Annotated in this window: 21 protein-coding genes and 3 pseudogenes; 17 read left to right on the top strand and 7 right to left on the bottom strand. The window is 40.6% G+C overall.

The annotated features are described in order from the left end of the window. Positions 1–11: 11 nt before the first annotated feature. The 4 genes and pseudogenes from glyA to ACGF7G_RS18360 all read right to left on the bottom strand — a co-directional run. Positions 12–1,334 (bottom strand): serine hydroxymethyltransferase, encoded by a 1,323-nt coding sequence (glyA, locus tag ACGF7G_RS18375; protein ID WP_387467403.1) that lies wholly within the window; start codon positions 1,332–1,334, stop codon positions 12–14. Beyond that, positions 1,327–5,958, bottom strand: coding sequence for an SDR family oxidoreductase (locus ACGF7G_RS18370; RefSeq protein WP_387467402.1), 4,632 nt, complete (start codon positions 5,956–5,958; stop codon positions 1,327–1,329). The genes glyA and ACGF7G_RS18370 overlap by 8 nt, the downstream gene beginning before the upstream one ends. Positions 5,959–5,973: 15 nt before the next feature. Further along, positions 5,974–12,429 carry an amino acid adenylation domain-containing protein gene (locus ACGF7G_RS18365; protein WP_387467400.1) on the bottom strand — a complete coding sequence of 2,152 codons (6,456 nt, stop codon included), beginning with the start codon at positions 12,427–12,429 and terminating at the stop codon, positions 5,974–5,976. A gap of 285 nt (positions 12,430–12,714) precedes the next feature. After that, positions 12,715–12,859, bottom strand: a pseudogene (locus ACGF7G_RS18360) (ISAs1 family transposase); the annotation flags it as partial. A gap of 284 nt (positions 12,860–13,143) precedes the next feature. On the opposite strand from ACGF7G_RS18360, the pseudogene ACGF7G_RS18355 reads away from it, so the two are divergent. The 11 genes and pseudogenes from ACGF7G_RS18355 to ACGF7G_RS18305 form a co-directional block, all read left to right on the top strand. Beyond that, positions 13,144–13,554 (top strand): annotated as a pseudogene (locus tag ACGF7G_RS18355) (IS6 family transposase); the annotation flags it as partial. A 229-nt stretch (positions 13,555–13,783) separates the two neighbouring features. Beyond that, positions 13,784–14,584 (top strand): hypothetical protein, encoded by an 801-nt coding sequence (locus ACGF7G_RS18350; protein WP_387467398.1) that lies wholly within the window; start codon positions 13,784–13,786, stop codon positions 14,582–14,584. 2 nt (positions 14,585–14,586) lie between these two features. Beyond that, positions 14,587–15,324: a TIGR03759 family integrating conjugative element protein gene (locus ACGF7G_RS18345; RefSeq protein WP_387467396.1), complete on the top strand. Its 738-nt coding sequence runs from the start codon at positions 14,587–14,589 to the stop codon at positions 15,322–15,324. Continuing rightward, entirely contained in the window at positions 15,303–15,926 is a 624-nt protein-coding gene (locus ACGF7G_RS18340) for a transglycosylase SLT domain-containing protein (protein ID WP_387467395.1), read from the top strand. The genes ACGF7G_RS18345 and ACGF7G_RS18340 overlap by 22 nt, the downstream gene beginning before the upstream one ends. A 5-nt stretch (positions 15,927–15,931) precedes the next feature. After that, positions 15,932–16,468, top strand: a complete 537-nt coding sequence (locus ACGF7G_RS18335; RefSeq protein ID WP_387467393.1) for an integrating conjugative element protein — start codon at positions 15,932–15,934, stop codon at positions 16,466–16,468. Then, positions 16,468–17,070: a restriction endonuclease gene (locus ACGF7G_RS18330; RefSeq protein WP_387467391.1), complete on the top strand. Its 603-nt coding sequence runs from the start codon at positions 16,468–16,470 to the stop codon at positions 17,068–17,070. The genes ACGF7G_RS18335 and ACGF7G_RS18330 overlap by 1 nt, the downstream gene beginning before the upstream one ends. Beyond that, positions 17,070–19,223, top strand: a complete 2,154-nt coding sequence (traD, locus tag ACGF7G_RS18325) for a type IV conjugative transfer system coupling protein TraD (protein WP_387467390.1) — start codon at positions 17,070–17,072, stop codon at positions 19,221–19,223. The genes ACGF7G_RS18330 and traD overlap by 1 nt, the downstream gene beginning before the upstream one ends. Then, entirely contained in the window at positions 19,204–19,956 is a 753-nt protein-coding gene (locus ACGF7G_RS18320) for a TIGR03747 family integrating conjugative element membrane protein (RefSeq protein ID WP_387467388.1), read from the top strand. Before traD ends, ACGF7G_RS18320 begins: the two co-directional genes overlap by 20 nt. Positions 19,957–19,988: 32 nt before the next feature. Beyond that, entirely contained in the window at positions 19,989–21,041 is a 1,053-nt protein-coding gene (locus ACGF7G_RS18315) for a DNA-processing protein DprA (protein WP_387467386.1), read from the top strand. Positions 21,042–21,491: 450 nt separating this feature from the next. Beyond that, the gene (locus ACGF7G_RS18310; protein WP_387467384.1) at positions 21,492–21,842 is read left to right on the top strand and encodes a type II toxin-antitoxin system RelE/ParE family toxin; all 351 of its coding nucleotides are present in this window, start codon (positions 21,492–21,494) and stop codon (positions 21,840–21,842) included. Positions 21,843–21,844: 2 nt separating this feature from the next. After that, complete coding sequence (locus tag ACGF7G_RS18305) at positions 21,845–22,144, top strand: helix-turn-helix domain-containing protein (RefSeq protein WP_058588837.1); 300 nt, start codon at positions 21,845–21,847, stop codon at positions 22,142–22,144. A gap of 76 nt (positions 22,145–22,220) precedes the next feature. On the opposite strand, the gene ACGF7G_RS18300 is transcribed toward ACGF7G_RS18305, so the two are convergent. From ACGF7G_RS18300 to ACGF7G_RS18290, 3 genes and pseudogenes are all read right to left on the bottom strand, one after another. Further along, the gene (locus ACGF7G_RS18300; protein WP_387467383.1) at positions 22,221–22,544 is read right to left on the bottom strand and encodes a transposase; all 324 of its coding nucleotides are present in this window, start codon (positions 22,542–22,544) and stop codon (positions 22,221–22,223) included. A 44-nt stretch (positions 22,545–22,588) separates the two neighbouring features. Continuing rightward, a complete protein-coding gene (locus ACGF7G_RS18295) occupies positions 22,589–22,639 on the bottom strand; it encodes a hypothetical protein (protein WP_262979665.1) in 51 nt (16 codons plus the stop codon). A 179-nt stretch (positions 22,640–22,818) separates the two neighbouring features. After that, a pseudogene (locus ACGF7G_RS18290) lies at positions 22,819–23,462 on the bottom strand (IS1595 family transposase). A gap of 195 nt (positions 23,463–23,657) precedes the next feature. Between ACGF7G_RS18290 and ACGF7G_RS18285 the strand changes: the two are divergent. Genes ACGF7G_RS18285 through ACGF7G_RS18260 form a run of 6 tightly spaced genes read left to right on the top strand, consistent with a single transcriptional unit; the run spans position 23,658 to position 26,612 of the window. Then, entirely contained in the window at positions 23,658–23,984 is a 327-nt protein-coding gene (locus ACGF7G_RS18285) for an RAQPRD family integrative conjugative element protein (protein WP_387467381.1), read from the top strand. Beyond that, positions 23,981–24,217, top strand: coding sequence for a TIGR03758 family integrating conjugative element protein (locus ACGF7G_RS18280; RefSeq protein ID WP_387467379.1), 237 nt, complete (start codon positions 23,981–23,983; stop codon positions 24,215–24,217). The genes ACGF7G_RS18285 and ACGF7G_RS18280 overlap by 4 nt, the downstream gene beginning before the upstream one ends. Before the next feature lie 39 nt (positions 24,218–24,256). Then, positions 24,257–24,643, top strand: a complete 387-nt coding sequence (locus ACGF7G_RS18275) for a TIGR03745 family integrating conjugative element membrane protein (protein ID WP_036807923.1) — start codon at positions 24,257–24,259, stop codon at positions 24,641–24,643. 21 nt (positions 24,644–24,664) lie between these two features. After that, positions 24,665–25,039 (top strand): TIGR03750 family conjugal transfer protein, encoded by a 375-nt coding sequence (locus tag ACGF7G_RS18270; protein WP_387467414.1) that lies wholly within the window; start codon positions 24,665–24,667, stop codon positions 25,037–25,039. Beyond that, entirely contained in the window at positions 25,036–25,692 is a 657-nt protein-coding gene (locus ACGF7G_RS18265; protein ID WP_387467377.1) for a PFL_4703 family integrating conjugative element protein, read from the top strand. Before ACGF7G_RS18270 ends, ACGF7G_RS18265 begins: the two co-directional genes overlap by 4 nt. Next, positions 25,689–26,612, top strand: a complete 924-nt coding sequence (locus ACGF7G_RS18260; protein WP_387467375.1) for a TIGR03749 family integrating conjugative element protein — start codon at positions 25,689–25,691, stop codon at positions 26,610–26,612. The genes ACGF7G_RS18265 and ACGF7G_RS18260 overlap by 4 nt, the downstream gene beginning before the upstream one ends. Positions 26,613–26,777 lie beyond the last annotated feature (165 nt).

The following is a 26,777-nucleotide window of genomic DNA, read 5'->3' as shown; positions in this document are numbered from 1 at the left end:
TCAGCAACATGCTATACATGATATAGTGGAAATTGATCGCACAGAGCTTTTACTTGGTTAACAGCTTTGTTCTTTATATTTTCATCCAATCGGAATTGTGTATCGGATATTACGGTTGTGTGGGTTAGAATCTCATTAATAATTTCAGTGCATTGTTTTAATTCTGGTTGACCAAGTCCTCTAAAAGCTAAGGAATTTGTACCAAAACGTAACCCACTTGCTATCATTGATGATTTATTATCTCCGGCAATACGGTTTCTATTAACAATGATGTTACATTTTTCCAATGATTTTTCTGCGCAATATCCTGTAATTCCTCTGTCAAGCAGATTAACTAAAACCATATGATTATCCGTGCCTTGAGTAATAACGTTGTACCCTAATTCGATTAAATTATTGGCTAATGTATTAGAATGCAAGATAACGTTTTTCATTAACAAAGCGAATTCTTTACTATTAACAAAATCCAAAGCCCTTGCCTTTCCTGCAATAGCATTTAAGATCGGCGTCCCTTGATAAAACGGAAATACTGCTTTTTGCAGTTTTTGGGATAATGTGACGTTTTTTTCTACGCAGATATCATAATCTTTACCACATAAAATCAATCCTCCCCTAGGGCCGTATAATTGCTTATATGTACTAGTTGTTGTGATATGGGCATGGTCTATTGGACTCATGTGTAGCCCGGAAGCAACAAGGCCGGCTATATGAGAAATATCAGCTAATAAAAAGGCGTTGAGCTTATCTGCTATCTTTCTGAATTTGGCAAAATCTATTTTCCTCGGATATGAGCTTGCACCACAAATAATAAGTTTTGGTTTGCAATGTAAAGCTATATCTTCTATTTGTTCATAGTCAATATATCCTTTTGGATCAACTCCATAAGAGTAGACTTCAAAATATTTAGCAATAGCAGAAACTGGCGCACCGTGAGTTAAGTGACCACCGCTACAAATATCCATCCCCAAAATGCGATCTCCTGGATTTAGCAAGCCAAAGATTACAATTTCATTACTGGAGGAACCTGAATGAGGTTGGACATTTGCATATTTGGCGCTAAATGCGCTTTTTGCTCTTTCAACAGCTAATTCTTCAATTTGGTCAACAAACCTACAACCTCCATGATAACGTGAATTCGGATAACCTTCTGTTGTAACATTGATTAATGTCGTATTTTCACAAGCAATAACGCTTGGTAGGGCAACACTTGCCGATGCTACCATTGATAGAGCATTTTTTTGGCGCTTAGATTCTTTGTTTATCAATGAATTTAATAAAGGATCTTCGCTTTCCAATAAACAAGATGATTGTTGTTGTGATATATAGTTAATCATTTAATTCCTTCCATATTTCCTTTTTTACTTCATCTTCGGATAGGCCACTTATCCTAATTAAAAGATCTGAGATTTCATGAATATTAATACCATTTTCATGACTAATTGCTTCTAATTTTTCACTCATTGCTCTAACAGTCGGCTCTTTAAATAATTCACGTAGTGGAAAGTCAATCTTAAGTACATCTCGAACTCGGGAAACTAGACGTACAGCTAATAAGGAATGCCCACCTATTTCAAAAAAATCTGTTTCTACACCAATCTCGGCTATACCAAATAATTCTTGCCATATATTGACGATAACAGTTTCTAGTGAATTGGCCGGGGTAACATATTGTGATGTATATTGAGGATAAGTTGTTAGACAGGAAACATCATTTCCAGCTATTTTATCATGTAATTGCAGACCTTCTCTATTTACCCACTGGTTGATACGAGAATTCAAATTACCGGTTGAAACCGCAATTTGAGAAAAGGTAGTTAAACCTGTAATTCTATGAAAAACTTCCGCCCCTTCAGAGGGAGACATAGGTAGTTTTGATAAACTTTTACCAAAAACTTTCCCATCATTTGTATCCCAAAGATCCCAGTTTATGCTAACCCACGGCCTACCCTTATTATGGCTATAAGCGTCCATGAAGGCATTGGCCGAGGCATATGCTGAATACCCTAATCCCCCTAAAATTGCGGATAGTGATGACATTAAAATACAAAAGTCTAATTCAACGTTATCCAAAGCATTGGCAAGCGCCAACGTTCCATATATTTTTGTATTTAACTGTAATTCAAGATCATTCCTATTTAATTCAGTTACAGACCTAACCGCTCTTTCCCCCACCGTAGCTGCGCCATGGATAACACCATTAATTTTTCCAAATTTTGCTAAGGTTTGGTTGATCGCTTCACTCATTTGCTCTTTACTGGCAACATCTGCTTTTATTACCATTATTTCTGAGCCTAATTTTTTGAATTGGGAAAGTTTATTTATGCAATTTATAATTTTTGGATTACTTTCTACTTGCGAAACAATACGATCCCATTCCTCTTCGGGAGGAAAATCTGAATGCGTTAACAAGACTAATTTGGCATTAAAATGAGTAGCTAGATATTCAGCCAGGATTAAACCTACACGCCCTAAGCCACCGGTGATAAAATAGACTCCTTTATATTTCAACGCAGAAGTGTTTTTTACAGCGTCTGTTGTCGGTAAAGTTATATAATTTTGTTTCCAACGTTTTCCTTGACGGTAAATAAAATTAGAGTTTTCTGGTTCAGAAAAAACCTCTTTAATTAAAGAATCTAAATAATATTGAGGATCTTCTGATTCAGTGGGTATATCTACGCATTGAACGGTAATGTTGGGATATTCTTGAGAGATTGATTTGCTCGGCCCAAGAATGAGTGACTTAAGAGCATTCGGGATATCATATATGTTAAAAGTAGCTAACTGGCAGGTGAAGTAATACAGCGCTATATCTTTACCAATAGCGTATTGTGACAAACATTTCGCTATATATAATATGCTATAAAAAGAATAATCAATAAGTACGGTATCAACTTTTTCGTTAAATGTATAATTAGGTATGAGCCATAAATTAACTATGACGTCTGGAGTCTTCCCTTCTTTATCAAGCTCTGAAAAAAGTTTATCATAGTGTGAGTGATCGCCAGGATTGATATAAAAAGTATTTTCTGCTTTTTCGTATGGTTCAGCTCCGGAATAAACAATAATAGTATTTTCAGCTATGCGCTGAATCTTGCTTAAAAGCTGGCAAGAGATGCTATCTTCCTTATGAAGGAAAACGAGTACACATTCAGGTTTTTTTTCTTGCGACAATAAAATAGCTTCTTTCCAAATTGGAATATTCAACCACCTATCAATATTTTTACTTTTTTCAATTGCAATTGATGAAGATAGTTGATCATTTAGTAGAGCCGGAAGCTCTGGCTTTCTTGCTCTTGAAAAATATTTTCTCTGAAATGGGTACTTAGGCAAGCTAACCCGACTAAATTTGTTTTCTTCATTAAACTTAGACCAGTCTACAGTAACGCCAGTCTCCCATAATTTTCCAACTGCATTTAATAAAATTGATGAGTCAGAATCATTACTTTTAGCTCGTTTCATACAATTTATTGCTAATATCGGGCTGATAGGATTATGGTCCTTGATAAGCGTTGTTAAAGCCCTACCCGGCCCTACTTCTAGAAATATTTGATAGTCATCTTTTAGTAGCTTACTTATCCCAGCACTGAAATTTACAGTATTTTTTAAATGCTCTAACCAATATTTTTTACTCTGTGCTTCTTCTTGTGTTATCCATGTACCGGTTACATTGGAAACGTATGGAATAGTTAGTAAACCAAACTTTATTGTTTGTAGAACCTCTTCAAATGATTTAAGGACAGGCTCAACGAGATGAGAGTGGCCAGCTGTATGGATAGGAATTTTGTAATATGCGATTCTATTTTTATCTAAACGAGCTACAAGCTTTTGTACTTCTTCAGGACGGCCAGACACGACAGTTTGATTAGGACTATTGATAACAGCTAAAGATAGCTCGGTTCCGTCTAGGTATTCTAATGTTTTTTCGGCACTACACATGATGCATAGCATAGCACCTTCACCTGAGATTTCTTCTAATAAGCGAGAACGACATGCAACTAAATAAATTGCGTCTTCAAGTGAGAAAATACCTGAAATACATGCAGCTACATACTCTCCTAGGCTATGACCTATCATAGAATGCGGTTGAATCCCCCAGTGCATTAATTGACAGGCCAAAGAGTATTCGATTGAAAAAATTAATGGCAATGAAATAGATGTTTTTTCTAGTAACGTTTCTATTTCTTCAGATGGGAGGTCCCCTGAGTATAGTGCTGAACATAAATCTAATTTTAGTTGAGTTGATAATAGATCTGAACATTGTTTAAATGTTTTTTGAAATATGGGGAGAGTTTCAAACAGCTCTTGTCCGATTCTTAGATAATGTGTGCCACCACCAGGAAACATGAAAACCACTTTGTCGTTGTTAATTTCCTTTGTGGCAGATGTTGAATGAAGAAGCTCCTGCAAACGTTTAATGGCCTCGGTTTTATTATGACATACTAATGAAACTCTTGAGTCAAATTGACTCCGGCCAATTTGATAAGTATAAGCAATATTTGCTAAGTTAGGAGAGTTTTCTTTTTCTAGAAAATGGCATAATTCTTGACACATTACAGCCAGATCGGTAGCACGTTTAGCAGACAAAATAATTAGGTGTGGATTTTTTTTATTATTTGTTGAGTTTATATTATGGTCTTGGTACTCCTTTAGAACAATATGTGCATTAGTTCCACCTATGCCAAAAGCACTAATGCCGGCATACTTTTCCCTAGCACAGATGGTATTCCATGATGTTAGCTTTGTATTGACATAAAATATATTTTCTTCAAGTCTTAATTTTGGATTTGGTTTATCAAAGTTAAGCGATGATGGTATTATTCCTTTATTTAGGGAAAGAGAAGTTTTAATTAAACCGGCTATTCCAGCGGCGATGCCAAGATGACCGATATTTGTTTTTACGGAACCGATCAGACAAGGAGAAATTCTATTCTTGCTTGCGTAAGCTCTTTTTAAGGCAGATAACTCAATTGGATCGCCTAATATTGTTCCTGTTCCATGAGTTTCGATATAAGTGACGTCTTCTGGGTTGACACCAGATATGTTCAATGCAGTATTAATTGCTGTAAATTGCCCTTCTTCACTTGGTGCAGTGTATCCAATTTTACCACTGCCATCATTATTGATACATGATCCTTTGATAATGCAATAGATATGATCTTTATCTTCAATTGCAGAAGCCAATCTTTTTAATACTACAATGCCTAACCCATTACCGTCTGTTGTCCCTTGGGCTTTTTCATCAAAAGCTCGGCAATGTCCATCAGGAGAGAAAAAACCGCCTTCTTGATAGAGGTAACCGGTTTGTGAAGGGATAGAAATCGAAACACCACCTGCGAGAGCTATATCAGACTCTCCGCTTAGAACACTTTGACATGCCATATGGACAGCAACTAAAGAGGTCGAACAAGCTGTTTGAATATTAACACTTGGTCCAGTTAAATTGAGTTTATATGATACGCGAGTAGGTAAATAATCTTTATCGTTTGACAACATTAGATGTAGACCGCCGACCGGGTCGATATCTCCTGGATTCGAATACAGATCTATTAAGTAAGTGTTCATTGCAGCACCAGCAAACACGCCAATATTACCGTTGTATCTTAGAGTGTCATATCCGGCATCTTCTAATGCATGAAAGGCCGTTTCTAAAAATAACCGGTGTTGAGGATCGAGTAATTCGGCTTCATAAGGAGTATATCCAAAAAATTCTGCATCAAAAAACTCAGAATTTTCAATACTACCTTTTGCAGGTACATAATTAGATTGCTTTATAACTTGTTTTTTAACGCCGAGTGCCAATAATTCGTCTTCGGAAAAGAATTTTATAGACTCTTTCCCTTCACATAAATTAGACCAGAACTGATCGATATTGTCAGCTTCCGGAAATCGTCCTGCCATTCCTATAATAGCTACATCATTAAGCATATCATCACACGTTAATTCATTGTCAATATTCATGTTGCCATGCTCCAATTAGGATTTATTATTCTGCTTTCGCAGGAGAAACTGTTTACGTAATATTAATTTTTCACTTGCAATACTTTGGTTTTTATTTGTTTCTATGTGTGGTGTGTTTAAATATTTACTTATTGAAGATACGGTTGTGTATTTGAACATTTCAATTAAGTTAATTTCTTTATTAAATTCTTTAGATAAAGCATTTTGTACTCGAACCATCGCTAGGGAGTTACCGCCAACATCAAAAAAATTATCGGTTATACTGAATTTATCGTGACCTAATACTTCTTGCCAGATAAGGAATACTTTCCTTTCATACTCATTAAGGTTTTTGTTATTAACCTTTTTAACTTCATTTTCTTCTTTGACACTTAGTAGTTTTTTTCTGTTAACCTTACCATTGGCCGTGATTGGTAATTCTTTAACTATAAATATTTTTGCCGGAAGCATATAATCGGGTAAGGATTCTTTTAAGTCGTTAAATATAATTTCTATATAATTTTCACTGGATAAATTAGTTTCATTCACTATACAAAAAGCGACAATTCTTACTTTTTCCTGACCTAAAGGCTTATTAATAACTGCAGCTTTTTTTATATACTTAGACTTATCTAATGCTGATTCTATTTCCCCTAATTCAATTCTAAATCCTCTATTCTTTATTTGATAATCCTGTCGACCGATATATTGAATATTACCGTCAAATCTCCAATATCCCATATCACCGGTGCGGTATAAATTAAAATCATCATTGGAATACGGATTAAAAAGGAATCTAGCAACGGTTTCATCTACTTTATTTATATAGCCAGGCGAAACAGGTATACCTCCAATAAAAATTTCACCGATTCCTCCTATAGGTAATGGCTGAAGATTTGGGTCTAAGATATATATCTCAGCATTTCTTATTGGCTTACCAATTGGCGGAGAATCAGGCCATGTTTCTGGCTGTCCGGTTAGGATAAATTCTGTTACAACATGTGTTTCTGCTGGACCGTAGTGGTTATGAAGGTTTGCACCTGGTAATTTAGAAAAGAAAGTCCTTATTGCTGGTGTGACGACTAATTTTTCACCTGCTGTAATGACATGCTTTAGTTGTTTAGGAAATATATTAATACTTGTTGCTGTTTCAGATAAAATATTTAGTGCTACATAAGGTAAGAAAATTCGCTCTATTTTTTTGTTATCAATATACGATGATAGCCATCTAAAATCACTTCTCTGATCTTCATGAATGATATGCAATGTACCACCACAAGATAAGGTGCTAAATAACTCTTGAAAAGAGACATCAAATGTTAGAGGTGAATAATAGAGTGTTGATATCGGTGTGTCTTGTTTCAAATCAGCAATATGATAATCAATTAAATTTGATAGACATCCTCTAGTTATGCCAACACCTTTAGGTTCGCCGGTCGATCCAGAAGTATAAATAATATAGGCTAAATCAGTTGTATTAAAATTATTATTTCTTTCTATATAACCGTTACTTATATTAAGATTAAATGCACTGTGAAGAAGCTCGGCCACTTGACAGCATTGTATATTAGAATAGTCATAACTCTCAATTTCGCCAATATGTTTGCTAATAAGAATAGCAGGAGTGACATCATGTAAGATTGATAAAATCCTATTTTTAGGCATGGCGTTATCAATAGGAACACATATAGCACCAATTTTTAATACAGCTAATATAATTTTAATTTGTGATTCAGAACGTTGAAGACAAATTGCAACCTTGTCTTGCTTTTTTATTCCTAATGACTGTAAATATCTAGCTAATATTTCGACTTCTTTGGTTAATGTTTGATAATCAATTGAAGTGTGTGCCTTATTGTCAATAATTGCAGTATTGTTAGGGTATTGGGTAGCCTGCTCTTCAAATCTTTGAATAATATCTTTTTTAAGATTATATTTTTTATTGCTGCCGCTATATTCAGTTAATATATTATTTTTTTGTTTAGAACAAATAAAATCTATTGAACTTAGTTTTTCATCAATATTTTGAGTAAGCTTTTCCAATAAGTTTTTATAATTATCAATAATATTAATGATGCTTTCTTCAGTAAAAAGATCGGTACTATATTCAATGTATCCTCGTAACCCTTGTATTGTCGGATTTAATGAAAGCGTTAGATCATATTTTGCAACATTCAATTGAGGATCAATTAATTCTATTTTTAGGGGACTTAAATCTATGTTTTTTGGTAGTGTATTTTGTAGAACAAATAATACCTGAAATAAAGGAGTATAACTTAAAGAACGTGTCGGGTTGATAGCTTCAATAATAGATTCAAAAGGTACTTCTTGGTTTGAAAAATCTTTTAATGTATTATTTTTAATAATGTTTAGAGTTTCATGGAAAGTAAACTTCTCGTCCAACTCTGTTCTAATAGCGAGCGTGTTAACAAAGAACCCAACAATATCTTCAAAATCTGGGTGACTTCTATTGGCAACAAGTGTTCCTACAACAATATCTTTTTGGCCAGTATACCGGAACAGGAGGGTTTTTAGAGCCGCTAATAATAGCATAAATAACGTCACGTTATGTTCATTGCATAATAGATTTAATCTATCACTTAGCTGTTTGGATATGGATAAACTTGCTCTTTTACCCTGGTGACTGAAGATGGGGGGTCTAGGATAATCTGTTGGTAATGAGAGAAGTGCAGGTAATCCTTCTAGGCGTTTTTTCCAATAATTAATTCCTTCTTTTATATATGATGAGTTTAATCTTTCATTTCGCCAAACAACATAATCGCTGAATTTATATTTCAAAGGCGGTAGGATTCCAGAGTCTTGTACTACATAATTTTTATATAATATGGCAAATTCTTTTAAAAGAATTCCCATAGACCATCCGTCTGAAATGATATGATGTAGAGAAACAACCAGTATATGTTTTTTTTTCTTGATACTAATTAATAAAGCTCTAAATGGAGATTCTTCTTCCAACTTGAAATATTTATTACTTTCATTAGAAATTATATCTGAAATACTCTCTCTCTTTAGGTTCTCTGAAGTAGAAAGGTCTATAACCTGGAAATTCAAATGGGGATCTTTATCATATTGCTGAATAGTTACTCCGTCAGTATCAATAAATCTTCCTTGTAGTGTTTCATGTCGTTTAGTCAGCTGTTCTAAAGCATATTTGATAGCAATAACGTTAACTTCTCCGTTAAGCATAAAGGCCTCAGAGATATTATAAACAGGGCTTTGCTTATTTAACTTATATAGAAACCAAAGTCTTTTTTGGGCATCTGAGAGTGGGGATTTTAATGACAATAATTTAATATGTGATGGTGTTGGCTTAATACTTATAGCATGAGTATTTTTAATTATGTTATTATCAATAAATTCTGATAGGCTTTTTATTGTAGAGTGTTCAAAAATAGAACGAATTGATAGGGTGATTTTTAAACAGTCTTCTATACGATAAATAACTTTTGTTGCCGTTATAGAATCACCGCCTAGTTCGAAAAAAGTTTGTTCATGAGTTAGGCTGGATATGTCCAGTATATTCTTCCAAATATTAGCTACTTGCTTTTCAGTTTCTGTGAAACTCTCTTCATCATATTTTTCAACAACCCCACTTTGGGGTTTCAATATTGATATTTTTTTTCTGTCTATTTTTCCACTTGGTAATGTAGGAAATTGTTGTAAGGCAATAAAGTGTGTAGGTACCATATAATATGGAAGATGAAGCTGTACTTGCTGACGTATTATTGTTGGATCTACGATATTCTTATTTTTAGTTATATAATAGGCAAATAGTTGTTTCCCATTATTAGTTTCAACCACAACAACGATTGCTTTAGCAATTTTCTCTTCAAGCTCAATCGCTTTTTCTATCTCACCTAACTCTATTCTATGCCCCCGGACTTTTACTTGAGAATCACAGCGACTTATATACTCTAGCACTCCATTTTTGCCTGATTTAACTAAATCACCGGTTTTATATATTATTGGTGAGAGTTTATTGCTATAGTTTGAAAAAGGATTTTGTAGAAAATGTTTCTTCGTTAAAATCCCCTGATTTAGATAACCTTGACCAACGCCTAGCCCTCCAATATATAACTCTCCTATAACGCCAGTAGGTAGGAGGTTAAGGTCTTTATTGAGGACGTATAATTCAGTATTATTAAAAGGATAACCTATTTTAATTGCTTGATCGTTTGATAGTTTATAAACAGTAGACCAGATCGTAGTTTCTGTAGGGCCGTAAACATTCCAAACATTTGGGCTGATGTTAAGCAAACCATTTTTCACACTTGTGGTAAGAGGTTCCCCACCGCATAAGATTTTTATTTTATTTTTGTAACCAGTTAGAAAAGTTAGAATGCTTTCCCAAAAGGTGGGCGTTGCTTGCACGAACGTAGGTTTCTTTTGCTTTATAAATTCACTTATTTTTTTAAAGTCATTTTTATCGGATTGGTCATAAAGTATGTATTTCCCTCCGGTCAATAAAGGTAATAATATTTCTAAAAGAAAAATATCAAAGCTCCAGGAAGTTATACCCAAGAAACTATCTTCTTTTTGAAAATTAAATTCTATAATAGCACTGAGAACAAAGCTTATTATATTCGTTTGGGCGATTTTTACACCTTTTGGCTTCCCTGTAGAACCAGATGTATAAATGACATATGCTAAATCGTCCGGTGATATTGGATAATTAATCACTGCATTTTTTACTTGGGATTCTATTGAATCCACACAAATTAAGTCACAGTTAATTGATTTTAGCGAATTATTATTATTAAACACGTTTGTATTTGTGAGAATCAATTCTAAATCAGCATCTTGGCTGATATATTTTAATCTTTCTTCTGGATATCCTGGATCAAGGGGTAAATATCCTATACCCAATCTTAATGCTGTTAATATGGAAACAACCATGTAATAATTACGATCAAAGCATAATCCAATTAACTTTTTATTTATATTAGATTTTATCAATTTTTCTTTTAAGAAATTTGTTAAGGAATTTATTTCTTGATTCAATTCTGCATAGGTTAATTTTATATGGCTTGTTTCTATCGCAACATGATTTGGTACCAACGACACTTGCTTATTAAATAGATCATAAATTGTTAGGTTAGGTAATCTATCTATCCTAGGCTCTATATTTATTTGAATTTTTTCTTTTAATCTCTGATCTTCGAGAATTTGCATGTTTCTGATTTTACTATCTGGATTTTTGAGCATATTTTCGAGCAAAGTAGTGAAACTATGTGCCATCTCAATAATATATTCGTCGCTAAATAGAGCGGTTTTATACTCAAATGCAAACTGAAGAGAATCACCTTCGTCATAGATGAAAGTAAGATCGTCCTTGGAGGTTTTTGTATCAATAAGAATAGACTCAGAACAGGCATTGGTGAAATTAAGGCCTGAAGTTACAAAGTTTGTCCTTAAAATAGATACATTATATAATCTGAGTATGGAGGCATTTTCTTGTTTTCTAAGCGACCTTAGAATTATATTAGTAGGAACATTCTCATATTGACGAGCATTCTTACGGTTCTTTTTTATACGTTCAAGTAATTGTGAAAAAGTTAGATCACCATTGAGTTTTATACGCATTGGCAATTGGTTTAAAAGACAGGCAAATAGATTGCTAAACATTTTATTTCTATTTGATTTTGTATAACCTAACGTTATGTTATCTTGCCCGGTATAGTAACGAATTAATATGCTAAAAAGACCAGTTAATAAAATAAAAGTAGTTACTCCTACTTTTTTAGAAATAATTTTTATTCTATGGGTTAATTCGTCTGAAATATCAAAATAATATCTTTTCCCATTGAAATCATATGTTGTTTCTTCGGCAGTTTTATCATGTAGATTGATAAGTAATTCAGCCCCTTTTAATTCAGAAAGCCAAAATTTGATTCCTTCTTTAAATCCTTCAGATTTATTGATAAGATTCTCTTCATAATCGAGGTAATCATTAATTGAGATATTTATATTTGGCAAAATGACACTATTTTTTATAATGAATTGATTATAATGGAAAGATAAATCTTGTAGAATAAAGTTTGCAGAATATCCATCGGTAATAATATGATGCAAGTTAAAAACTAAATAAAATTTTTCTGATGAGAGTTTAATTAGGCAAAATTTAAATAAGGGTGCTTTTGTTAAATCAAATGGTTTACTAATAATTTTATTTATAGTGTCTATTTTAACTTCGTTTTGTTTATATGAAGGAATGTCTGTTAAATCCACCAATTCCATTTCCGGAACTAAATCATCCAGAATCTTTTGAAAAACTTTATCATTGACTTCTATAAAAACTGTTCTCAATGTGTTGTGTCTTTTCACTACTGAAGCCAAAGCTGAATTTAATGCGCTAACATTTATATTACCTTGTATTTTGAATACTAAAGGAGTATTAAATGCAGGGCTATTGGGAGTTAGTTTCCATTCAAAAAAAAATCGTTCTTGGGTATTTGATAATAGCATTGGCATCGGAGGTATCCTTAAACATTAATATTAGATGTTCCAAGTTATAACGCCTTGATACTTATTGACTACTAGTTAACAATTTGGGGTTCGTAACGTAGACTTGCTGATCACTTATACTTTGCCTTTTAGATGTTATACATGGCAAAGATTGATGTAGCCTGTCCTCGGTACAATATTCCTTGTTCACTACTATGGTTAGTTGGATATCTACTTGATGGGTGTGTTTCATTTTCGTTAAGAAAATATGCGATTTATGTTCGAAAAACATACTTTTCGTGATCTTTCCCTAACCACCTGGCGTGATAAGACCGGAAGAGTTTCAGCCACCCAGCATCTGAAGGCTGATTCAAACTGCTCCGGGCATATTAAGGCCGAAGAGGTGTCCGAATACGCTATGTGAAGGAATGTCGTTTTTCAGTGGCAAAATACGGCGTAACCCAATAAGACAACTAATAAATAGACAGGCTACCGCCTTGAGAATTCGCTCCCAAAGTCTGATGGCAATAGTCCATAAAAAGCACAAAAAAACGAAATATATATTTATGGCTGTAATTCAATCAATAATTGGTTTAATTACACTCAATTAAAAAAGAACACACATCATATAAACAAATTTAATCTAATTAGTCAATCTAATGAATAATGATTTAGACACTTTTTCTGTTGCATTAAGCGCTGTTTGGATAATATTGCATTTTTTTATTGGTTGAACTGACGATGTCCCTGACTCGAGAAGCATTCAAACGTCTGCACTATCTTGTTGATATTATCGTTCAGTATGTTCGCTGGTATCTGGCCCATGCACTGAGCCTGTGTGATCTGGAAGAAATGATGGCGGAGAGTGGGATTGCCGTTGATCATTCCCCGCTCTCTCGTTGGGTTCATTGTTTAGTTCCGTTGATGATTAAACATTACCGGCGTAGTAAGCCCACTGTTGGGCGTCGGTGGCGCATGGATGAAACCTGAATCAAAATCAAAGGGCAATGGCGTTACCTTTACCGGGCAGTGGATTCGAGCAGTAATACAATTGATTTTTTGCTGACGGCTCATCGGGATAGAAAGGCTGCACTGCGTTTCTTTAAAAAGACGATGCGTCAGAATGGGCAGCCTGACGTGGTGACCATAGATTTTATCTATATTGAGGGGATAATTTTCATTTTTTCATGTTGAATTTTTTATCGTCATCCTCTCTGGTTTTGCCCAGTATTCTGCCCGGTATCGGGTAATCGTATGATTAGACTCTAATCACGACCTGAATAAGTCGCATTTCTGTGTCGGTTGTTTTGTCAGGCAACCCGATAGTACTGAAAAGTATGGCAGGCACGGTGCTAAATAAAACAAACAAGGATGTTATGGTATGACAACTGAAATACCGCCTCTGTCGCCGACGTCTGAAGCTGAAATTGACAGCTTGCGGCAGGCGGTTTCTCAAAAGACCCAATCCAGGTTGTTGTCGTTAAAAAAATGTCTGGGGTATCTGTCTATATTGCTTGTCATTGTCATTGTCAGCATCGCATTGCTGGCATTCGTGGTACGGCAGCAACATCATCAGTTAGTGGAATTTCAGTCATTGATGCGAAATGGATCATTCCGGCATTTGCCTGATGAGGTGCAAAAGCTGCACGAGCGGTTTGATAAAGCGGATACCGGCTTTGTCTCCCGTCAGGACTGGCAAATGCAAAATGACCGGTTTCATCAGGCATTGATAGCGCAACAGGGATCCGTCAACGACCAACAGAAATCGCTGGTACGGTCAGTGACTGATTTAAGCCGTGCGCATCAGGATCTTACCGAAGCAGTAAGTGTATTGAAAAATACCGTGAAACAGCAAGAAATGCGCGTTGACGCATTAATCGCGTGGAAATCTCAGCAGGAAAAGCATTCTGGCAGAAAAGTTGGCACACCTGACCGGGAGGCTCTTCGAACGAAGAAACGGATAGTGGCTCCTTTCATGCTTTCTGGTATTGAACGTCGGGGAGAACAAGTTTATGCCGTTATTATTCCACGAGACACAGATCCTCATTCCCAACTATCTCAAATGCGTTTACTGACTCCGGGTGAAAGTGCATTTGAGTGGACGTTGGTCAGTATCTCCGATCATCAGGCTTTGTTCCAGGTACAAGGGCACCGTCAAACTCTGTCAGTCAACGGGAGATAATGATGAGAAAAGATTTTTTCAGCCAGAAGAAGTGGTTGATGCTGATTGGTGGTGTTGTGTCTCTGTCAGCTTCGGCGGCACAGGTTGCTATCTCTGAACAGACAGCGACGGGAATGAAAACGACTCAGCAACAGGTCACGCAGGCTGAAAACCACCGTATTCAGGCGCAAATATGGGGACTGACAGAAGCAGAGTTTCAGCGTTATCAGCAATTGATGCAAGGTAGACGGGGCATGCAGTCTCCTGGGCTCGATCCGTTGAGTGCATTGGGTATTGAGGCCGAAACAGTACAAGAGCGTCAACGTTATGCAGAATTGTGGGTTAAACAGGAATATGTCCGTACTGAAAAAGAGTTGGCGTTCCAGCGGGCGGTGGATGCGGCCTGGAAGCGTCTGGCGCCGAATATTTTGCCGGTTAATTTAGGCAAGGGGGACGGAATCGCACAGGGTAATCAAGGGCGGCTGGCGTTATTTGTGAAAGAGGATTGCGCGGCTTGTGATGCCCGGCTGGCTGCTGTCTTGTCAGCTGATCGTGAGGTGGATATTTACCTGGTAGATAGCGAAGGCAACGATGATGTTTTACGTACCTGGGCAGGTAAACATCATATTCCATCAGAAAAAGTCCGTAGCCGAAAAATCGCACTCAATCATGACAAAGGGCGATGGCGACAATTTGGTCAGGGGAAAATGCCGGTCGTACTACAACGTGAGAATGACGGATGGCGTGTGGTGGCATTTTGAGTCTCGCTGTGGCGGGAAGTCTCTTTTGGGTGACAGAAGGTATGGCCGCTGCGGTAAAACAGGTTGTTCCGCCTGGGTACCAGCAGATTGCGCGGGTTCATGGCGTACCTGCCGAAGTGCTTTATGCGTTGGCACTGGCTGAATCGGCAAAACGTTTGCCACAGGAGAAACATGAACGCCCCTGGCCGTGGACGCTCAATGTGGCTGGAAAAAGTTATCGTTATGCAACCCGACAAGCGGTCTGGCAGGCGTTGCAGGGATTTATGCGTAGCGTACCGCTCAAACGTATTGATGTGGGGATTACTCAAGTGAATTTAGGCTGGAACGGCCATTATTTTCGTTCTTATTGGGATGCCTTGGATCCCTATACTAATCTTCATGCGGCAGCCCGTATTCTGAAAACCTGTTATCAATCCAATCCGGGTAGTTGGTTGAATGCGGCAGGCTGTTATCACCATCCCGCTGGCGGTCAACCCGCGAGTAAGTATCGGAAAATTGTCGCACGTAAACTGAGTACGTTAGAGACCCGATATCCTGTTTTGTCCACCAATATTGCTGTGGCTAATACGACACAGACCTGGATTGAACCGAAGGAAAAATAAAGAAGATGTTAATCCATAACTTAATCCGTTATCGCTGCCGTTTATTTTTAATGATGATGATATTGACGCCCTGTTCTCAGGCTGAACTGACTATTGTGGCTGATTTGGGTGGACAATCTACAGCAGCGTATTTTGATGCCATTAACGCTCAGGACAATGAACTGACTACTTCTTTAAATACGGAAGTGATCCCGCCAGATTTAACCGAAGGGGGCATGTTACCCGTGGAAACGCCGGAATTGTCTCCCGGACCTGTTGACGCTCGTCCGTTGCAATTGCCGGGAATGGGGGCGTTGTTCATGATTGGGGATGATGCCCGGTCAAAACAGTGGTTGAAGAAAAATTTGGTTGGTCTTCGGAAAAAGCAGGCGGTGGGGTTGCTGGTCAGTGTGCGGGATAAAGCACAACTGGATGAACTGCGTCAGCTTGCAAAGGGATTAGTATTGGCGCCCGCTTCCGGCAGTGATTTGGCTCGTCGTTTGCGCTTACAGCATTATCCAGTGTTGATTACCGATACTGGCTTAACCCAGCAGGTGCGTTGATGTGGCCCCGTCATCCGGTATTAGACACCGTGTGGCAGCAGGGCTGTCCAGTATGGTTACTGCTACTGGGGCTGTTGCTGACGATTGTGGTGCTGTGGCTCAACTTGCCTTCATTATCAGCCCAGTCATGGCGTCATCGTCACTACCGGACACAGGCTGCCCGTATTCTGGATCGGTTACCTCAGTTAGCGGGAGATGCACAACGCCTAAGATATTTACGCAAAATCAACCCGTATGTTTTTGAAGAATTATTGTTGTTGGCATTCGAGCGTCAGGGGCTGCCCGTCATCCGCAACTGTCGTTACAGCGGTGATGATGGTTTGCACGGTCAGGTGTTTATCGCCAGGCAGCGTTATTTGATTCAGGCCAAACGTTACAGCCAGTTTATTGCAGCCCGTCATATTCAGGCATTTGGTACGTTGCTGATTAAAGAGCAATGTGATGGCTTTTTTATTCATACCGGTCGCATCAGCCCTACAAGCCGAACATTACTGAAATCGTATCCACGTATTCAGCTTATCAGTGGTCAGCGCCTGCTTGATTTGCTGGCAGGGAAACGAGACTGGCTGTGTCCTTCACATTTTCAACGGTCATGTGATTGATGAGTGATCGCTATGTGATTGAAACCCTGTTGCGTCCGGCGGTAGAACTGAATACGGCTGTGGTTGCAGCGGTAGCCGCGGGGATTTGTCTTTCAGCCCCTTGGGCTGTAGCGCTGTCACCGTCGGTTAGTGATGTCACAGCTGTGGGTTTTGGGGTGTTGTCCGGTATCCGGTTTTGGCAAGGGCTGCTGGTCCTGCGCTATCGGCGTCATATCCGGCGATTGCCCCGTTATGTGATGGCCAGCCACCAGGTGCCCGTCAGTCATCAGAGATTGTTTCTGGGGAAAGGGTTTCTTTGGCAACAAAAACATACGCAACGATTTCTGGATACCCTGCGCCCGGAAGTCGAACGTTATGTTCAACTTTCCCGGTATTATCAATTAGCGAGGGCATTTGAGCAGCGGTTAGAGTACCCATTTCCCTCTTTATATCGTCTGACGCAACGTGATTCTCCGTGGAACCCGGTGAGGCCACTGCCGCCAGTAGGAGGCAATCCAGCATTGCATGGCATTGAACCGGATGAAGTCAATGTGTCAATGGATTTGCGTGAGCGGGTCGGGCACATGTTGGTCCTCGGTACAACCCGTGTTGGTAAGACCCGGCTGGCAGAGTTACTCATCACACAGGATATCCGGCGGGGTAATATCACGATTGTGTTTGATCCGAAAGGGGATGCAGACCTGCTCAAACGCATGTGGGCGGAAGCGCATCGTGCCGGGCGGGAAGATGAGTTCCAGGTGTTTCATCTGGGCTGGCCGGATATTAGTGCCCGTTACAATGCTGTTGGCCGTTTTGGCCGGGTTTCAGAAGTCGCTTCTCGTATAGCAGGACAATTGAGTGGGGCGGGTAACAGTGCCGCTTTTCGTGAGTTTGCCTGGCGCTTTGTCAATATCGTTACCCGCGCTTTGGTGGCACTGGGGCAGCGACCAGATTACACCCTGATATTACGTTATGTCACCAATATTGGCGAACTGTATGAAACTTATGCTGAAAAAATTATCAGGCAATGCCAGCCTGTGTTATGGGAGCAGGTAGAGAAAAGCCTGGGTCTGCTGACGGAAGACGATTTGCCACGCAATATGCAGGGGCAGGCGAATGCAGTGAAAATCTGGGCGATTGAAATGGCATTAAGCTCAGAAGTGGGGAAAAAACTCTATGATCCGATACTGGACGGGTTGCGCAGTGCGGTTCGCTATGATCGCACCTATTTTGACAAAATTGTGGCGTCCCTGTTGCCATTACTGGAAAAACTGACCACGGGGAAAATAGCCGCGCTGTTGGCACCAGATTACACGGATATGAATGATCCGCGTCCCATCTTTGACTGGCAACAAGTGATACGTAAGAAAGGTATCGTCTATGTGGGGCTGGACGCTTTATCGGATGCAGAAGTGGCTTCGGCAGTAGGCAATTCCATGTTCGCAGACTTGGTTTCCGTTGCTGGCCATATCTACAAATTTGGTCTGGATGACGGTTTGCCAGAAGGTAAAACGAGAAAACTCCCCATTAGCTTACATTGTGATGAATTCAATGAGCTGATGGGCGATGAATTTATTCCGCTGATTAACAAGGGGGGCGGTGCCGGGATAGAGGTAACCGCTTACACTCAGACCTTGTCTGATATTGAAGCACGCATTGGCAGCAGTGCTAAAGCGGCACAGGTAACAGGAAATTTTAATACCTTAGTTATGTTGCGTGTTAGGGAAAATAACACCGCTGAGCTGCTAACCCGCCAGTTGCCGGAGGTGGAAGTGTACACTAAAACTTTGGTCTCCGGGATTACCGATATCTCCAGTCCGGAGCAGGGCAGTCACTTTACCTCTAACACTCAGGACCGGGTTAGCACGATCAGAACGCCGTTAATTACTCCCGCCGAGGTGATTAACTTGCCGAAAGGTCAGGCATTTGCTCTGCTTGAAGGGGGACGGTTATGGAAGATCCGGATGCCGTTGCCGGCAGCCGATGATGATGACCTGATGCCGGCAAGTCTGCAAAAAATCGCTGATGATATGCGTAAACATTACCGTACCAGTGAATCCTGGTGGTCGGGTAGCGCAATGCCAAGTGACAGTCAGGCTGACCTGGATATGATGTTAAATCCAGCGGTGCTGACTTTTGATGAGGAAGCTGACGATGACGCAACAGAAAACTAAATCGCAGCAGATGCCGCCGAAAAAATCAGGTCCGTTAAAAACTATCCTGTGGGATATGCCATGGATGCTCATTGGCTTCTTACTGGTATCGTTGTTTTTTAGTTTGGTCATTGAATACCTTGGGATAGCCTTTTTCTGGCCGGAACAGGGAGAGAGACACGGCCAGCAAGTTATGATCACGGAAAGCGGTTGGTTGTCTAAAGAGTTTACCCGCAGCTTACTGTTATCAGAGCCGGCTACTACGCTTAATATCGGGTTAAAATGGGGTTATCAGTGGGTGCTTGTAGACAGTGGTACACTGGACTGGATTAACCAACAGCATACAGTACAAGCTCGGAGCCACCATGAAATGGTGAGAGAGTTGAGCGATTGGCGTGTATGGCTGGCGCAAAATCTGCGGAAGTACCTGTTGGCAACGGTATATGTGACCGTAACCTTTGTTATCCGGCTCACTATCCTGGTATTGTCTTTGCCATTGTTTGTGATGGTTATAGGTGTTGCTGTTGTTGAAGGGCTAAGTCGACGTGACTTGAGACGTTATGGTGCCGCTTATGAGTCGAGTTTTGTCTATCATCACGCCAAACGGTTTGTGAAACCGGCGTTTTGTGTACCCTGTCTGCTATATCTCTCCTGGCCATCGGCTGTGTATCCTAATTTACTCTTGTTACCCGCAGCTCTCCTATTAGGATTCTCTATTACCGTGATGATGAGTACTTTTAAGAAATATCTTTGATGTAATAACATGGGTGAAATTTTTAATGATTTTTGTTAGATTTCTCAGCAAAAAAGCCTAATTTTGCAGTAAAAAGAAAAAATAATGGCATTTGCTCAGTTAACCATTTAGCATATTTTTGTACTGCCTTTTCGGCAGTTACTGTAGTAGGTGTTCTTAGTAACCTTTTATACTATGAATTGGGAACGGATAGAATGTTGCAACTTGATTTTGGATCTTCAGATTCCTTCGAACGAGCGATATCTCCATTTGAGGAGATGGCGGCATATGAAGCGTTGTGGACCGAGCAGGACGCTACATTTAAAACTATTGCTGATAAGTTCCGGCAAGCACCTAATGGTACTATACCATCTGAACTCGTCCCCGAAGAAAAAAGAGAGTCTGTCAAAAAGTCACTGAAATATATTCTTAATAAATATTCTGTGGAGCATTTAGGTGTTAGAGTGCATGGAGCTAGTGAGTATCCTGATAAATTGAGAGATGCTCGTCACCCAATAGAATTGTTTTATTATCAAGGTTGGTGGGATTTAGTTAATACTCGGTGTGTGGCTGTTGTCGGTTCACGAAAGATATCTGATGAAGGTCGCCGTAGAACAAGAAAGCTAGTTAAAAGTCTTGTGAATGATGGATTTACTATTATTTCTGGCTTGGCTGAGGGAGTCGATACGGTTGCTCATACGACTGCGTTGGAGTTGGGAGGTAACACAATAGCGGTTATTGGTACTCCGTTGTCTCATATTTACCCAAGACAGAATAGTGAGCTCCAAAAGGCAATTAGAGAAAGTTATTTGCTAATTAGCCAGGTACCATTTAAACGTTATATTGAGCAAGATTACCGTAGTAATCGTCTGTTTTTTCCTGAGCGTAATGTGACTATGTCAGCATTATCTGAAGCGACTATTATCGTTGAGGCATCTGATACCTCAGGAACGATGACGCAAGCTAGAGCGGCTTTGAATCAAGGCAGGAAATTATTTATATTAGAATCTTGTTTCAAGAATACTTCGATTAGCTGGCCGGCAAAATATGAAGCGTTAGGGGCTATAAGGGTTAAAGACTATGAGGATATTAGGGAACATCTGTGACTTACCGTCTTACGAAAATTGATGAATTGAGTCGTAGAGATCACTACTATCTTGCAGAAGACGACACTTGTTACTTTTATGGTGAATATACAGCCAGGAAAGGTTATGCTTACAGTGAAACAAATAGGCTAATAATAAATCTAAAAAAGAGCGTATTACAGCGAACTGAAGATCACTATAAACATAAGCAGCAGGCAATAAATAAAATAGCTGAAATATTGTCTCATATCAGCACTCTTCAACGTTTAACTTTTGTTCCAGTACCTCCATCAAAGTGCAAAACTGACATTAGTTAATCTCAACTTTGCTTAAGAAGAGCGAGTTCAGAACCCCGTAAATTCAAACTCGGCTTTTTCGGTTGAAAAAAGAATATAAAATCGAGCCGCTATGGTTGAAATTATAGTGAATACGTTATATTCTTGATTATAACAAATAGGCTATGGAGTCGATATGTGGGAAGTCATAACGACAGAGTGTTTTGATGAGTGGTTCCTGGCTCAAGAAGATGCTCTAAGGGAGTCAGTCTATGAAGCTGTGGGGGTATTGGAAAAGTTCGGCCCAAAACTTGGCAGACCATATGTTGATACATTGAGTGGTTCTGATTTCCCCAATATGAAGGAACTGCGTGTACAACATGCTGGTAATCCTATCAGAGCGTTTTTTGCGTTTGATCCTACCCGCTGCGCAATTATTTTGTGTGCTGGCGATAAAACGGGATTAAATGAGAAACGTTTCTATAAGGATATGATTCGGCTGGCTGATTCCGAGTACCGTAAACATCTTGCGAAACTGGAGAAATAATCATGGCTACTTACAGAGAACTGTTGGCTAAAGAAAGTCCTGAAATGCAGGCACGAGTCGCGGAACGGGTTGAAGAAGCCAGTATCCAGATCGCCCTTAGCCAATTGCGTGATGAGCTAAAAATTTCACAAACAGAATTGGCCGCTGTTATGGGGGTCAAACAGCCTTCCGTTGCTCGAATGGAACAAGCTGACAATGATCCAAGGCTATCAACACTTAAGCGCTATGTGAAAGCATTAGGCGGCGAATTAAGTCTTGATGTGACACTTCCAACGGGTAAGCGCGTAGCTTTCCATCTTTAAGGGAGAAAGTCCGCAGAGCGGGCTTTCTTCAGATTATTGACAAGGTGTTGTTTTTTTATCCGGTACTTTGTTTTAATTAACCTCGGTTTCGTTTAAAAATAGCGATATCACAATCCCGTAAATTCAAGCTTGATTTTTTAGGTTGGAATGTATAAGCAATTAGGCCAGCGACGATTTCCAATAAAAAACCGAGCTGACTGCGGTGTCTTGAATGCGCTATCTGAGAAAAATTTTTGAGCTGATCCATGACCATTTCTATCAAAAATTGCCTTCTTAACATCAGCTTATCCCAGAGAGATAATGCTTTTGCCTTCATATTATTGCGGTGAGTGATTAACGTTATTCCTTCTGCTTTCAGCTCATCGCACAAGGTCTGTGATAAATACCCTTTATCGTCCATCCTGTTAATCCTTGTACCCGCGCTTTGATGGGATAGCAATCATCCTAATTTCCTGAGATCAACTTAACCGCCAAAAGTTTGCCACAATCATTGATAATCAGATGAAGTTTAAAGTTATAAAACGCCCGTACTCGTTTTCATTTGCTGTGAGACGCTCTCAAATACTTGATGACGGGGAAACGGAGGTGTAGCTGACCAATCCGGGAAAATCAGCCTTAAAATAGTGTCTTACATGTTCAATATAAAAAATGTTTGGGGCTGCCCTAGATCGCGATTATATTCTTCCTTTAACTATTTGTTTTAAAATGTGTAATTGGTCTTTTACACCCGGTGTATTAAACCTCCACTCACATTCCTTAAGAAAGAGCTCAAAATGCTCCTTTGGTATGCTTAAATCTACGCAAATGACGTTTGGCTTGGTTCCAAAAATTCTCTATTCCATTGATATGATTTTGACTATTTTTAGCATCTACACACTCTGTACTATGGTTGATTCGATAGTGTTTAAAATCGGATACATCTAACACATCATAGCGGGCAAAATTGTCTGTGTAGACCAGGCTGTCAGGCTTAATCTTGGCAGTGATTATCGGCATTAAGGTATCAGATTTAGCGTTAGGTATTAGGCGGGTGTAAACCTTGTCACCTCGCTTGAGAAGTCCAAAAACAGGGACTTTCCCCGAGGAGCCTCGTCTGCGTTTTCCCTTACGTTTACCGCCGAAATAGCTTTCGTCTATCTCGACTTCACCGTCAAACATAGAATATTCATCGACATAACCTGCGATAAGGACTCTGAGGCGGTGAAAATAGTAAGCCGAAGTCGTTTTGTTGACACCGACTAACTCGAGCTGTAGCCCCGGCAACGAAGAACCCATGAAGACGTTTTTGCTTGTATTGGCTAATCCGACTTTTTCTCATCTGGATATCCTAGATCAAATAACTTATCTAGGACAGCCCCTTAAATTAAATACAAAGTGGAATCCCGCCCTGGTTTCAACCTTAAATTCAAGTATCCAAAATTTTCAAAATCAGATAAACAATTATTCACTGTAATCGTTACTCTTTTTCGTCACTCTGTTGATGTATATATCTACGCAGATTTAGGGTAATGCTATGGTTTATTTCCGTTTATTTTCCCATAGTCTTTTTGTCCTGACGATATTAATGAGCTGGCCTGTACTGGCAGGAGAAAAAGATGAATTGGCCACCACACTCAAACAGCTTGACCAGGTGCAGGCCAGTTTAGAACGTGCCCGGGTTTTGGCCGTTCAGGAGGGGCAGGCAGACCGTTTTCATTTTGATTATCTCCGTGCTAACCGGGACCTCAATATTGTCCGTGAAGGCATTAACCGCTATCTGACCCCCTCCCGTGCCCAACCCGGGATTTCTTCGGCTGCGCTGGATGTGACCGGTCAGTATCGTCAGGAGCGAATACGGTGAACGAGGTACAACTCAATGCATTCAGGGCCGCTTCCGGCAATCTCGATCCCCATGTGATGCAATTTCTCTGTATTGGTTTACTGATAGCGGTGCTGTTTCTCTGGGCCGCATGGGGAATGGTAGACGTCTGGCAGGGCTGGGCCAATGAAAAGGTCCGTGAAGCGGCGATGAGCCGTTTTGTCATTCGTGTGGCGTTGTTGCTGGTGATGGTTATCTGGATGTTTGCCAGCTAATCGGTTTTTTAACCTGTAATGGAAAAAAGGGGAAAGGAAATGGATCTGTTAAACCGGGGATGTCAGTCACTGTTCCGCCTGTTTGTCCGTATCAATACCTGTGTAGTGTCACTCAGTGTTCTGGCTTATCTGGTTTGTCAACCCGTGACAGCGGCATTGCCAACGGTTGAACCGCCTTCCAGCGGGAGTGGCGGCGGCATTTTTAATACCGTCAAAGGTTACTTGCAGGACGGCATCGTGATAGGCGGGCTGGTCGTTGCCGCGATCGCGTTTATCAATGTGGCGACCGCGGCAATCCATACTTTTTCTGAAGTTCGCAGTGACAGAGCTTCCTGGACTAAATTTGGCGCGATTGTGGTGGTTGGCGTGGTGCTGTTAGTGGCGGTTATCTGGCTGCTGGGCAAATCGACTGCCATTCTCTTTTAATCCCAGGGAAGTGTCAGTATGGTGCAGACTATTCGTTTTTTACCTGACCGTCTTAACGCCGAACCTGTCGTGTTCCGGGGATTTACTACCCCAGAGCTGGGCTGGACTGCATTAACGGGACTGATAGCTGGCACGGTCATTGGTTTGTTACTGACACCGGTAACGGGTTGGGTGATGATACCGACGGTGGCACTGAGTGCGCCGTTATTATTGATTGCCTTTGGCGGCAAATACCTGGCACGGATAAAACGCGGTAAACCGGCGCATTATCTCTATCGACGGCTGGAGGTTAAAAAGCGGCGCTGGGGTCTGGGTGATCCGTCACTGATTATCACATCACAACGCTGGTCGTTGCGCCGCCGTCACCGGGTAATGGCCCGAATGGGGCGGTTATGAGCCGTTTTCGTCATGCGATTCAAAACCGGGACCAGCATATCCTGACGTTACGCGCGGCCTGTGGTGTGCTGGTTTTGTTGTTGTTACTGAGTCTGAGTGGCTGGATGATGGCACCGAGAGAGTTAACCATTTATACGCCGCCGGATGTCCGTAGTGGTAGTACTCGCCCGTGGTGGCAAGTGCCTGTCTCTCAGGTCTATGCTTTTGGTTTTTATATTTTTCAGCAACTGAATGCCTGGCCAAAAGACGGGGAAGTCGATTATCCGGCGAAAATAGCCGCGCTTTCTCCTTATCTGACTCCCTCCTGTCAGGTGTTTCTGGAACAGGATGCTCAAAACCGCTCACAAGTGGGTGAGCTAAAAGATCGCGTGCGGGTGGTGTATGAAATTCCAGAACGGGGCTTTCGTGACAGCAATGTGATGGTAAAAGACCGGGATAACTGGGTTATTAAGTTAGATTTAGTCGCTGATGAATATTTTCACGCTGAGCCGGTCAAACGGGCACTGGTACGTTACCCAATTAAAATTACCCGTTGGGAAGGGGATGCAGAGCGTAACCCGTTTGGTCTGGCACTGGATTGTTATGACAGTACACCGCAACGGCTGGAAGCTGCATTGCAGCCGGTACCGGCGAAAAAGGGGATATTCCAGTGAAAAAACAGGTATTCGTCGAGTTATTGGCATTGACCGCATTATTATTCGCCGGGCTGGTTGCAGTTTCACCCGTTGAAGCCGTGGAGTTGATGAAGTGGGAGCGCATCCCGCTGCCGGTTGCCCTGCATGTTGGACAGGAGCGGGTGGTTTTTGTGGATAAAAATGTTCGGGTTGGCTTTCCCAGGATGTTGAATGGCAAATTGCGGGTACAAAGCACCGGTGGCGCAGTGTATTTGTATCCAAGTGATGCGTTTGTTCAGACCCGGCTGCAACTTCAGGATGTGGAAAGTGGTGAAATGATTTTGCTGGATGTGACCGCCACCAATGGAAAAAGTCTCCTTGAGCCGGTTCGTGTGGTGTACCACGGGGACGTGACCACTCTGACGGACAACGACCAGGCTCACTACAGTGCCAAAGGGGATAACACGTCAGCAACGTCTCCCTCTCCTGAGGGTGAGCGTCAGGCCGCCCGGCGTCAAAAACGGTCCTACACGGCTCCGCTGCCGGTGGTCCTGACCCGTTATGCTGCGCAGAGTCTGTATGCACCGCTGCGTACAGTAGAAGCTGTTCCCGGCATTCACCCCGTATCATTGGCGCTACCACCCCGATTAACCACATTGTATCCCTCAGAGCCGGTAATAGTTTCCCCGTTAGGGGGCTGGGGCGTGGATAACCTTGCTGTGGTGGCGTTGAAAGTACGTAACGCCCACCGTGAGAACGTGGTGCTTGATCCACGCAGGTTACAGGGGCAATTCATAGCAGCGACCTTTCAGCATCGTTGGCTGGGACCGTCAGGCACGCCGGAAGACACGACTACCATCTATTTGGTGGTGAAAGGGCGGCCTGAGCGTGCCTTTCTGCCTGAACCGGTGAGGTCAAAAACGCCCATGAAGCGACAAGGAAATCCCCATGCAAATTAAGTCAAACGGTCTGGTGAAGTGGGTCGTGCCTGCTTTTGTTATTGCGGGGCTGGTCGTGGGGATCAAGAGTTGTCGGCAATCAGAGACGCCCGTCAACCAGACAGTGAGTCATCAGGCCCTGGCGGAACTGTCTTCCGGGGAGCTGCTGGCATTGGGGATTGAGGG

Origin of the sequence: Photorhabdus sp. RM323S (assembly GCF_042879375.1) — a bacterium.
GTDB classification, from domain to species: Bacteria; Pseudomonadota; Gammaproteobacteria; order Enterobacterales; family Enterobacteriaceae; genus Photorhabdus; species Photorhabdus tasmaniensis.
Note: the sequence above shows the minus strand (reverse complement) of the source record. Positions and strands in the feature narration are given on the sequence as shown.

Coding starts and splice junctions, on each gene's coding strand:
- ACGF7G_RS18370 (WP_387467402.1), bottom strand. CDS start 5,958: ATGAATATTGACAATGAATTAACGTGTGATGATATGCTTAATGATGTA.
- ACGF7G_RS18300 (WP_387467383.1), bottom strand. CDS start 22,544: ATGGACGATAAAGGGTATTTATCACAGACCTTGTGCGATGAGCTGAAA.
- glyA (WP_387467403.1), bottom strand. CDS start 1,334: ATGATTAACTATATATCACAACAACAATCATCTTGTTTATTGGAAAGC.
- ACGF7G_RS18330 (WP_387467391.1), top strand. CDS start 16,468: ATGTGGCCCCGTCATCCGGTATTAGACACCGTGTGGCAGCAGGGCTGT.
- ACGF7G_RS18305 (WP_058588837.1), top strand. CDS start 21,845: ATGGCTACTTACAGAGAACTGTTGGCTAAAGAAAGTCCTGAAATGCAG.
- ACGF7G_RS18275 (WP_036807923.1), top strand. CDS start 24,257: ATGGATCTGTTAAACCGGGGATGTCAGTCACTGTTCCGCCTGTTTGTC.
- ACGF7G_RS18340 (WP_387467395.1), top strand. CDS start 15,303: ATGGCGTGTGGTGGCATTTTGAGTCTCGCTGTGGCGGGAAGTCTCTTT.
- ACGF7G_RS18365 (WP_387467400.1), bottom strand. CDS start 12,429: ATGCCAATGCTATTATCAAATACCCAAGAACGATTTTTTTTTGAATGG.
- ACGF7G_RS18320 (WP_387467388.1), top strand. CDS start 19,204: ATGACGCAACAGAAAACTAAATCGCAGCAGATGCCGCCGAAAAAATCA.
- ACGF7G_RS18285 (WP_387467381.1), top strand. CDS start 23,658: ATGGTTTATTTCCGTTTATTTTCCCATAGTCTTTTTGTCCTGACGATA.
- ACGF7G_RS18345 (WP_387467396.1), top strand. CDS start 14,587: ATGAGAAAAGATTTTTTCAGCCAGAAGAAGTGGTTGATGCTGATTGGT.
- traD (WP_387467390.1), top strand. CDS start 17,070: ATGAGTGATCGCTATGTGATTGAAACCCTGTTGCGTCCGGCGGTAGAA.
- ACGF7G_RS18265 (WP_387467377.1), top strand. CDS start 25,036: ATGAGCCGTTTTCGTCATGCGATTCAAAACCGGGACCAGCATATCCTG.
- ACGF7G_RS18350 (WP_387467398.1), top strand. CDS start 13,784: ATGACAACTGAAATACCGCCTCTGTCGCCGACGTCTGAAGCTGAAATT.
- ACGF7G_RS18335 (WP_387467393.1), top strand. CDS start 15,932: ATGTTAATCCATAACTTAATCCGTTATCGCTGCCGTTTATTTTTAATG.
- ACGF7G_RS18310 (WP_387467384.1), top strand. CDS start 21,492: ATGTGGGAAGTCATAACGACAGAGTGTTTTGATGAGTGGTTCCTGGCT.